The sequence below is a fragment of the Sphingomonas bacterium genome, from assembly GCF_903643035.1.
GTDB lineage: Bacteria > Pseudomonadota > Alphaproteobacteria > Sphingomonadales > Sphingomonadaceae > Sphingomonas.
This window is the reverse complement of record NZ_CAHJWW010000093.1, coordinates 1-9,958: the sequence shown is the minus strand read 5'-3', so window position 1 is coordinate 9,958 and position 9,958 is coordinate 1. Positions and strand designations below refer to the sequence as shown.

Genomic DNA, 9,958 nt, shown 5'->3' with positions numbered 1-9,958 from the left:
CGCGGCCCGGCGTGCTGAAGGGGGAACCCTATGCCGATCCCGCCGGCCTGCGTGCGGACCTCGCCTGCATCGCGCGCGGCCTGGGGCAGGCGGGCGACATATTGGGCGGCAGCGGCGCGCTGGGCCGGCTGGTCCGCGCGGTCGACATCTTCGGCTTCCACCTCGCCACGATCGACTTGAGGCAGAACAGCGCGGTGCACGAGCGGGTGGTGGCGGAACTGCTGGCGGTCGCCGGGGTCGAGGCGGACTATCTGTCGCTCGACGAGCCCGCGCGGGTCGCGCTGCTGCGCCGCGAACTGGCCGGGGCGCGGCCGCTCGCGAGCGCCTTTGCCGACTACCGCGAGGAAACCCGGTCCGAACTCGCGATCGTGCAGGCCGCGGCGGAGGCGCACGCCCGCTACGGCCCGGCCTGCGTCCGCCAGTACGTCGTCTCGATGGCGAAGTCGGTGTCCGACCTGCTGGAGGTCAACCTGATGCTCAAGGAGGCCGGGCTCTACCGGGCGCCGCGGCAGGGCGGGCCGGCCACGGTCGCGGTCATGGCGGTGCCGCTGTTCGAGACGATCGAGGATCTGGAGGCCGCGCCCGCGATTATGGCCGACTGGTTCGCGCTGCCCGAGGTGGCCGGCATCGCCCGGACGCGCGGTCATCAGGAGGTGATGATCGGCTATTCCGACAGCAACAAGGACGGCGGCTATCTCACCTCCACCTGGAGCCTGTCGGTCGCCTCGGCCGCGCTCGCGCCGGTGTTCGAGGCGGCGGGCGTCGCCATGCAGCTGTTCCACGGCCGTGGCGGCGCGGTGGGGCGCGGCGGCGGCTCGTCGTTCGCTGCCATCCGCGCACAGCCGCCCGGCACCGTGCAGGGCCGCATCCGCATCACCGAACAGGGCGAGGTGATCGCCGCCAAATACGGCACCCGCGCGAGCGCCGCGACCAATCTGGAGGCGATGGCCTCCGCCACGCTGCTGACCAGCCTGGAGCCGCCGCCGCTGTCGCCCGCCGACACCGCCCGCTTCGGCGCGGGCATGGACGCGCTGTCGGCGCGGGCCTTCTCCGCCTATCGCGGGCTAGTCTATGGCGGCCCCGACGACGGCGCGGGGTTCCGCGCCTTCTTCCGCCAGATGACGCCGGTCGCGGAGATCGCGAACCTTAGGATCGGCAGCCGCCCCGCCAGCCGGACGAAGAGCGACCGGATCGAGGATCTGCGCGCGATCCCCTGGGTGTTCGGCTGGGCGCAGGCGCGCGTCATGCTGCCCGGCTGGTACGGCGTCGGCCAGGCGCTGGGCGAGGCCGATCCGGGTCTGCTGGCCGACATGGCGCGGGGCTGGCCGTTCTTCGCCTCGATGCTCGCCAACATGGAACAGGTGCTGGCGAAATCCGACATGGGGATCGCCGGCCGCTATGCCGCGCTGGTGGAGGACCGGGCCTTGCGCGAGCCGACCTTCGAGCGGATCCGCGACGGCTGGCGCCAGGCGCATGACGGGCTGCTGGCGGTGACGGGCCAGTCGCGGCTGCTGGAGCACAGCCCGGCGCTCGACGCCTCGATCCGGCTGCGCCTGCCCTATATCGAGCCGCTGAACCTGCTCCAGATCGAACTCATCAAGCGCCGCCGCGCGGGCGAGACCGACGAGCGGATCGGCGAGGGCATCCTCCTGTCGATCAACGCGATCGCGACCGCGCTGCGCAACTCCGGATGAGCCGGTCCGGGTGAGCGGGTCCGGGTGAGCCGGCGGCGCGTCGGGCCGGACCCGCTCCCCGACGTCGCGCGGAACGTAACGGTTCCGCGCGACGTCCCGTTCAGACCAGCCCCTCGTGCGTCATCGCCGTCCGGACGGACGGCCGCTCCATCAGCCGGTCGCGGAAGTCGGCGAGCTTGGCGGGCGTCTCCAGGCTGTTCTTGCGTGCCCAGAGCAGCATGACGAACAGGTAGAAATCGGCGACGCTGACGTCGGGGCCGAACAGATAGTCGCCCTGCATCGTCACGGCGAGATAGGTCATCCGTTTCAGGATCACCTCACCGGCCTTCGCCTTCTCGTCCGCGCTTCCGCCGGAGAAGAACGGCTTAAAGCTCTTGTGGATCTCGGTCGAGACATAGGCGAGCGCCTGCAGCAGGTGCGTATGGCCCATCTCACCGGACGGCCTCAGCGCCGTCTGCCGATGCGCGATCCAGTCCAGTATCGCTACGTTCTCGGTCAGCGTCTCGCCGGTATCGAGCACAAGCGTGGGGACGTATCCCTTGGGATTGATCGTCGTGAAGTCGGCGCCGGTTTCGGTCAGCTTGGTCTTGAGGTCCACCTTTTCGTGCTCGAACGACAGGCCTGCCTCGTGCAGCGCGATGTGATCGGCCAGGCTGCAGGCGCCGGGCGCGAAATACAGTTTCATCAGACTTGCTCCGTATCGATTATCGCAAACGCATCGCGCCAACGCATTCCGCTCGCGATCGGCGCAAGGGGGGTTCGCATTTCCCGAGGTCCCGCGCGGGTGGCGGCCGCGTCGGGGGCGGGCGCCTCCCTTACCCCTCCAGGCTCTTGGACGCCTGTTCGAACACGTCCTTCGACAGCCCCGGCGTCCCCGCGATCCGCTCCAGCTCGCCGCGCATCAGGGCGGCGCGGCCCTCGTCGAAGCGGCGCCAGCGCGCCAGCGGCGGCAGCAGCTTGGCCGCGGTCTGGGGGTTCAGCCGGTCGAGCGCGATGAGCTGGTCGGCGAGGAAGCGATAGCCGGCGCCGTCGGGCGCGTTGAACGCGCGCTGGTTGACGCCGAACGCCCCCACCAGACTGCGCGCGCGGTTGGGATTGGCGAGCGTGAAGTCGGGATGCTCCGACAGCGCCCGCACCTGATCGCCCGTGTCGTCGCGCGGGCTGAGCGCCTGCGTCTGGAACCATTTGTCGAGCACCAGCGCGTTGTCGGCATGGCGGTTGTAGAAGATGTCCAGCGCCGCCTCGCGCAGCTCCGACGTGCCCGCCGCCAGCACCGACAGCGCGCCCTGCCGGTCGGTCATGTTGTCCGCGCCCTCGAACTGGCGAAACGCGATGGCCGCCGCGTCGGGCGCGCCGCTCGCCGCCAGATAGCCGAGCGCGACGCTGCGCAGCCGGCGGGTGCCCTTGCCCTCGGGCGTGTAGGCATAAGCCGCATCCGACGGCGTACAGGCCGCCCGCCACCGCGCGTCGAGCCTGCGGCCGATGTCGCGGCGCAGCGCCTCGCGCGCGCGGAAGATCGCCTCGGGATCGACGGTCGCGATCTGGTCGCCGACGAAGCTTTCCGACGGCAGCAGCACCGCCTCCGCCACGAACGCAGGGTCGAGGCCCCCGCCTTGCGATCCCATGTCGGCGAGCGTGTTGGCGACCGCCTCGATCACCGCGCCATGGTCCGCGCGGCCCTCCACCGCGCCCGCCACCAGCGTGTCGAGCATCAGCTGCTGCATCGCCTCGTAGCGTGCGAACGGATCGTCGTCGTGCGCGGACAGGAAGGCGAGGTCGGCGGCCGACCGGTCGCTCTCGATGATGACGGGGGCGGAAAAGCCGCGGTTGATCGACAGCACCGGCCGCTCGGTCACGCCCGCGAACGCGATCTCGGCGGTCGACTCCTCGAACAGCACCAGCCGCTCGTCGGTCAGCGCCGCGCCCGTCCCGGCGCCGAACAGCTTCATCCGCAGCGGCAGGACGAGCGGCAGCTTGTCGGGCTGGCCCGGCGTCGGCAGCGTGCGTTGCGCCAGGCGGACGATCGCGCTCGCGTCCGCTTCCCGGTGCTCCACCGCCACCGACACGCGCGGCGTGCCCGCCTGCCCGTACCAGCGGCGGAAGCGGTCGAGGTCGACGCCGCCGGCCTGCTCCATGCAGGCGACGAACTGCTCGCAGGTCGCCGCCTGGCCGTCGTGGCGATCGAAATACAGGTCGGTGCCGGCGCGGAAACCGGGCGGCCCCAGGATCGCGGCCATCATCCGGATCAGCTCCGCGCCCTTGTTGTAGATAGTGGCGGTGTAGAAGTTGCTGATCTCCTGATAGCTGTCGGGCCGCACCGGATGGGCGAGCGGCCCCGCGTCCTCCGGGAACTGCGCGGCGCGAAGCCCGCGCACGTCCTCGATCCGCTTGACCGCCGCGCTGCCCTGGTCGGCGGAGAAGCCCTGGTCGCGATAGACGGTGAAGCCTTCCTTCAGGGAAAGCTGGAACCAGTCGCGGCAGGTGATCCGGTCGCCCGACCAGTTGTGGAAATACTCGTGCGCCACGACGGCCGCGATCGCGTCGTAGTCGTAGTCGGTGGCGGTGTCGGGATCGGCGAGGATGTAGCGGCTGTTGAAGATGTTCAGCCCCTTGTTCTCCATCGCGCCGAAGTTGAAGTCGTCCACCGCGACGATGTTGAAGACGTCGAGGTCGTATTCGCGGCCATAAACCCGCTCGTCCCACGCCATCGCGAGCTTCAGCGCGTCGAGCGCGTGGACGGTGCGCGGCAGGTCAGCCTCGCGCACCCAGATCGCCAGCGCCACCTCGCGGCCCGATGCGGTGGTGAAGCTGTCGCGATTGGCGGCGAGGTCGCCGGCCACCAGCGCGAACAGGTACGACGGCTTTGGGAAGGGATCGTGCCATTCCGCCCAGTGGCGGCCGCCGTCCAGCGTCCCTTGCGCGACGGGGTCGCCGTTCGCCAGCAGGATCGGGAAGCGCGTCGCCTCCGCCGTCATCCGCACGCGATAGACGCTCAGCACGTCGGGACGGTCGGGGAAGAAGGTGATGCGGCGGAACCCCTCCGCCTCGCATTGGGTGCACAGGTTGCCGCCCGAGGCGTACAGGCCCATCAGCTGCGTGTTGCGGTCGGGCGCGATCTCCACCTCGGTCTCGACGACGTGCGCGTCGCCAGGCAGGGGGATCACCAGGCCGTCGCCCTCCATCCGCCAGTCGTCGGTCGCCACGCCGTCGACCAGCACCGCCAGCGGCCGCTGGCCGGCGCCGTCCAGCCGGAGCGGTCCGGCGGCGGCGTTGCGCGCGACCTCCATCCGGGCGCGCACCCGCGTCGCGGCGGGATCGAGCGCGAAGTCGAGCGACACGGCCGGCACCAGCCACTCGGGCGGGCGGTACGCGTCGCGGCGGTGGACGACGGGCGTGGCGAGGGCGGTCTGAACGTCGAGCATGGAACGACTATAGACGGCGCGGCAAAGGGTTCCACCTCCCCTTCGCGCGAGCGGGGCGCGCTATCCCGCCAGCCGCGCGAGCCAGTAGCATCCCGCGCCGACGAGCCCCGCGGCCGGCAGCGTCACGAACCACGCCACCACGATCCGGCCCGCGACGTTCCAGCGTACCGCCGACACGCGCCGCGACGCGCCGACGCCGACGATCGCGCCGGTGATCGTGTGGGTGGAGGACACCGGCACGCCCAGGAAGATCGCCAGGAACAGCGTGATCGCGCCCCCCGTCTCCGCGCAGAACCCCTGCGCGGGAGTCAGCCGGGTGATCTTCGACCCCATCGTGTGGACGATCCGCCACCCGCCCGACATCGTGCCGAGCGCCATCGCCGCCTGGCAGGCGAGCACCACCCACAAGGGCACGTGGAAATCGCCGTGCAGCATCCCCTGCGAATACAGGAGGACGGTGATGATCCCCATCGTCTTCTGCGCGTCCGAGCCGCCGTGGCCGAGGCTGTAGAGCGCGGCGGAGACGAGCTGGAGCCTGCGGTAGCGGCGGTCGACGCCCAGCGGGGTGAGCTTCAGGCTGGTCCACGCGACGACGAGCACCAGCACGAGCGCGAGGAACAGGCCGAGCGCGGGCGAGGTGACGATCGCCACCACCGTCTTGTTCACGCCGCCCCACACCACCGCGCGCCAGCCCGCCTTGGCGACGCCCGCGCCGATCAGGCCGCCGATCAGCGCGTGGGTGCTGCTCGACGGGATGCCCAGGACCCAGGTGATGACGTTCCACGAGATCGCCCCGCCCAGCGCGCCGAAGATCACCGCCGCATCGACAACATTGGCGTCGATGATCCCCTTGCCGACCGTCTGCGCGACGCTGAGCCCGAACACGGCGAAGGCGATGAAGTTGAAGAACGCCGCCCAGACGACCGCATGGTGCGGCTTGAGCACGCGCGTCGACACCACCGTCGCGATCGAGTTGGCCGCGTCGTGCAGCCCGTTGAGAAAATCGAAGAACAGCGCGACGCCGACGAGCGCGCAGAGCAGCGGGAACGAGATCATGAATGTTCCTCGCCGGGAGCGACGACGTCGAAGGCCAGCGCGCGGCCGCCCCTCCCCGTCGTGCCGGACCTGTTCGGGCATCCGGCGTCGAGCGCGCGCCTCCGTCCGGGCGTCCGGACACCGGTGGACCCCGGAACGGGTCCGGGGTGACGGGAAGGCGTTCGTCGGACCGGGCGGGCCGGCGCCGCGTCCGGATCGACCTCACGCATGATCGATCACGAGACCCTGGATCTCGTTGGCGACGTCCTCGAACCGGTCGACGATCTTTTCCAGCGATCCGTAGATCTCGCGGCCGACGATGAACCGCATCGGATCCTGCGCGGTCTTGTAGAGCTCCTTGATCCCCGCCTCGGTGATGGCGTCGGCGTGGCCCTCGATCTCGATGATGCGCGCGGTCAGCTCGTTGAGGCGGCCCGCATTGGGGACAAGCGAGCGCAGCAGCGGTATCGCCTCCGCCGTGACCCGCGCCGCCTCCACCACGATGCCCGCCATGTCGCGCATCCGCGGCGCGAACTGCGTCACCTCGTAGAGCTGGATGGCGGTGGCGGTGGAGTTCATCTGGTCGATCGCATCGTCCATCACCCCGATCAGGCCGGTGATCGCGCTGCGGTCGAACGGGGTGACGAACACGCGCCGCACATCCTGCAGCACGTCGCGGGTGATGTCGTCCGCCTCGTGCTCGCGCGCCACGATCTCGTCGATCTGAGTCTTCGCGTCGCCCTCGCCGTGGAACAGCCGGGCGAGCGCGTCGGCGCCCGCGACCAGCGTTCCGGTATGCGCCTCGAACAGCTCGAAGAAACGGCCCTGCCTGGGCAACAACGACTGGAACCACCCGAGCATCGGCACGCGTCTCCTCAATCCCGTCCGAACGACCGGCAGCACGCGGCTCGCCAGGGTGGAGGCCGGCGGCACGCGGAAGCCGGCGATCAGCGCCTTCAGCCCCGGCTCGTCCACACGGGCGGCCGCCGCCTCCAGATCGAACCACTGTGTGACACGTTGATGACGCTCGGGCCAGTCCTCGGCCTGGTCCGCGACGCACAGCGGATAGACCGCGACCGTGACGCTCGCGTCGCCGCGCACCCGCCGCCGCTTGACATAGGTATAGATCCCGATCGGCGCGGCGCAGGGGAAACCGCGCAGTCCCGCCTCCTCCCACGCCTCCTGCGCCGCCGCCTCGTGCGCCGCGAACCCCGTCATCGGGTGGCCCTTGGGCACGACCCAGCGGCGCGTCTCGCGCGAGGTGATGAGCATCACGCGCAGCAGCCCGTCAGCCTCGATCCTGTACGGCAGGGCCGCGACCTGCTGGACATCGGTCCTCGCCATCCCGCCATCCTTCCCGCCGCCGGCCTGCGCGTGCGCGTCCACCGGGGCGGCGTCGTCGATCAAGCCGCCCGCGCCGCCCGCTCGCTCCAGCGGCGCGCGATCACGGCGCAGGCGATCAGCTGGATCTGGTGAAAGATCATCAGCGGCAGGATCACCTGCCCCAGCTGGGCGGCGGGGAACAGCACGCCCGCCATCGGCACGCCCGACGCCAGGCTCTTCTTCGAGCCGCAGAAGACCAGCACCACGCGGTCCGCCCGCTCGAACCCCAGCGCCCGCCCCGCGCCCCATGTCGCCAGCAGCACCGCCGCCAGCAGCGCGGCGCACAGGGCCATCACCAGCGCGAGGTCCCCGCCCGAGACGCGGTGCCACAGGCCCTGCGCGACCGCCGCGCCGAACGCCGTGTAGACCACCAGCAGGATGGAGCCGCGGTCCACGGCCGACACCAGCCCCTTGCGCCGCGCGACGAAGCCGCCGACCAGCGGGCGCAGCAGGTGGCCGGCGACGAACGGCGCCAGCAGCTGGCCGACGATCGCCTCCGCCGACCCGAGCGGGAAGCCGCCGCCGCTACCGGTGGCGCTCCGCATCAGCAGGGTCGCGAGGACCGGCGTGACGACGATGCCGGCGAGGTTGGAGAAGGAGGCGCTGCACACCGCCGCCGCGACGTTGCCGCGCGCGACCGACGTGAAGGCGATCGACGACTGGACGGTGGACGGCAGCAGGGTGAGGAACATCAGCCCCGCCGCCACCGGGCCGCTCGCCGCGCGCGAGACGAGGAGGCCCAGCAGCGGGAACAGCGCGAACGTCGCCGCCAACACCGCAGCGTGCAGCCGCCAGCCCAGCGCGCCCGCCACGATCGCCTCGCGCGACAGCTTGGCGCCGTGCAGGAAGAACAACAGCACGATCCCCGCGTCCGCCGCATAGGCGAGGCCCGTCGCCCACGCCCCACGCGGCGGCAGGAGCGTGGCGAGCGCGACCGTGCCGAGCAGCAGGAGGATGAACGGCTCTACCACCGAGAACAGCCGGGCGATCACGTGGCGGTGGCGGCGGCGGCGCCGGCGGCGAACGCGTCGAGCGCGGCGAGATGGCGGGCGATCGCCGCGTCGGGCAGGAACGAGCCCAGGAACGAGTTGCGCGCGAGCGTCACGAGCTGGCCATGCGACAGGCCCCTCGCCTGCGCGGTCGCGCGGAAGTTCTCGGCGATGTAGCCGCCGAAATAGGCCGGATCGTCCGAATGGATCGTCGCGCGCAGGCCAAGGTCGAGCATCCGGTTGATCGGATGCACCGCCAGCGTGTCGACGTTGCGCAGGCTAACGTTCGACAGCGGACAGACCGTCAGCGTGACCGCCTCGCGCGCCAGCCGCGCGACGAGCACCGGGTCCTCCAGGCTGCGGTTGCCGTGGTCGAGCCGGTCGATGCCGATGAGGTCGAGCGCCTGGCGGACATAGTCGGGCGGCCCCTCCTCGCCCGCGTGGCAGCACAGCTTCAGCCCCGCGTCGCGCGACGCGGCGAAGACGCGCGCGAACTTCGACGGCGGGTTGCCGACCTCCGATGAATCGAGCCCGACGCCGACGAGGTCGCCCAGCCACGGCTCCGCCATGCGCAGCGTCGCGAACGCGTCCTCCTCGTCGAGGTGGCGCAGGTAGCTCATGATGAGGAACACGCTCATCCCGTGCTTCGCCTCCGCGGCCCCGGCGGCGGCGAGCAGTCCCGACACCACGGCGTCGAAGGGCACGCCGCGGTGCGTGTGGGTCTGGGGATCGAAGAAGATCTCGGCATGGGTCACGCCGTCGGCGGCGGCGCGGTCGAAATAGGCGGCGGCGAGGTCGTGGAAATCCTCCGCCGTCCGCAGCACGTCGGCGCCGGCGTAGTAGATGTCGAGGAAGCTCTGCAGGTCCGTGAAGCGATAGGCGGCGCGCGCCTCCTCCACCGACCGGAACGGGATGGCCACACGGTTCCGCCGCGCGAGCGCGACCATCATCTCGGGCTCCAGGCTGCCCTCGATGTGCAGGTGGAGCTCCGCCTTGGGAAGCGCGGTGCAGAAGCTGGCGAGCGGGTCGGGGGTGTCGGTCACGGGCGCTCCTGTCGATGGGGTCAGGCGAAGATGGTGGCGAGCCGGTCCTCGCTCGGCCCCTCGCGCGCGTCGCGCAGCTCGACATAGAGCGCGGCGCGCGCGCTCGCCCAGACGGCGGTCGTCAGCGTCTTGAACGCGAGGTCGGCGATCGCCCAGCCGGCGGTCGGGCTCGCGCCGGTCAGGACGTCGCTGTGGTGGAAGCCGAAGGTCACCAGCACCGTCGAGGCGTAGACGCCGCTCGCGACCCACGAGAGGACGAAGATCAGCGTGAGGAGCCCGAACACCGTCAGGCGATGGCCGCGCGTCAGCCAGCGGCTGCGCGACAGCGCCGCGAGCGGCCCCAGCCGCTCCGCCACGACCTTGGAGCGCTTGTAGGCGCCGATCGCCTCCTC

The 9,958-nt window shown here is 71.2% G+C and carries 7 protein-coding genes and 1 pseudogene; 1 reads left to right on the top strand and 7 read right to left on the bottom strand.

All coding sequences use genetic code 11. The features are described 5' to 3' along the window. A partial coding sequence (locus tag HUV01_RS07680) for a phosphoenolpyruvate carboxylase (protein ID WP_174297705.1) occupies positions 1-1,694 on the top strand: 1,694 nt, incomplete at its 5' end. A 100-nt stretch (positions 1,695-1,794) separates the two neighbouring features. On the opposite strand, the gene HUV01_RS07675 is transcribed toward HUV01_RS07680, so the two are convergent. The 7 genes and pseudogenes from HUV01_RS07675 to HUV01_RS07645 form a co-directional block, all read right to left on the bottom strand. Beyond that, the gene (locus tag HUV01_RS07675) at positions 1,795-2,379 is read right to left on the bottom strand and encodes a glutathione S-transferase N-terminal domain-containing protein (protein WP_174297704.1); all 585 of its coding nucleotides are present in this window, start codon (positions 2,377-2,379) and stop codon (positions 1,795-1,797) included. Between the two features lie 130 nt (positions 2,380-2,509). Continuing rightward, positions 2,510-5,116 (bottom strand): aminopeptidase N, encoded by a 2,607-nt coding sequence (pepN, locus tag HUV01_RS07670; protein WP_174297703.1) that lies wholly within the window; start codon positions 5,114-5,116, stop codon positions 2,510-2,512. A gap of 60 nt (positions 5,117-5,176) precedes the next feature. Continuing rightward, entirely contained in the window at positions 5,177-6,172 is a 996-nt protein-coding gene (locus HUV01_RS07665) for an inorganic phosphate transporter (protein ID WP_174297702.1), read from the bottom strand. Between the two features lie 201 nt (positions 6,173-6,373). After that, positions 6,374-7,495, bottom strand: a complete 1,122-nt coding sequence (locus HUV01_RS07660; protein ID WP_254606473.1) for a DUF47 family protein — start codon at positions 7,493-7,495, stop codon at positions 6,374-6,376. Between the two features lie 59 nt (positions 7,496-7,554). Further along, positions 7,555-8,523 (bottom strand): bile acid:sodium symporter family protein, encoded by a 969-nt coding sequence (locus HUV01_RS07655; RefSeq protein ID WP_174297706.1) that lies wholly within the window; start codon positions 8,521-8,523, stop codon positions 7,555-7,557. Then, entirely contained in the window at positions 8,523-9,566 is a 1,044-nt protein-coding gene (locus HUV01_RS07650; protein ID WP_174297701.1) for an adenosine deaminase, read from the bottom strand. The genes HUV01_RS07655 and HUV01_RS07650 overlap by 1 nt, the downstream gene beginning before the upstream one ends. Before the next feature lie 20 nt (positions 9,567-9,586). Continuing rightward, positions 9,587-9,958, bottom strand: a pseudogene (locus HUV01_RS07645) (hypothetical protein); the annotation flags it as partial.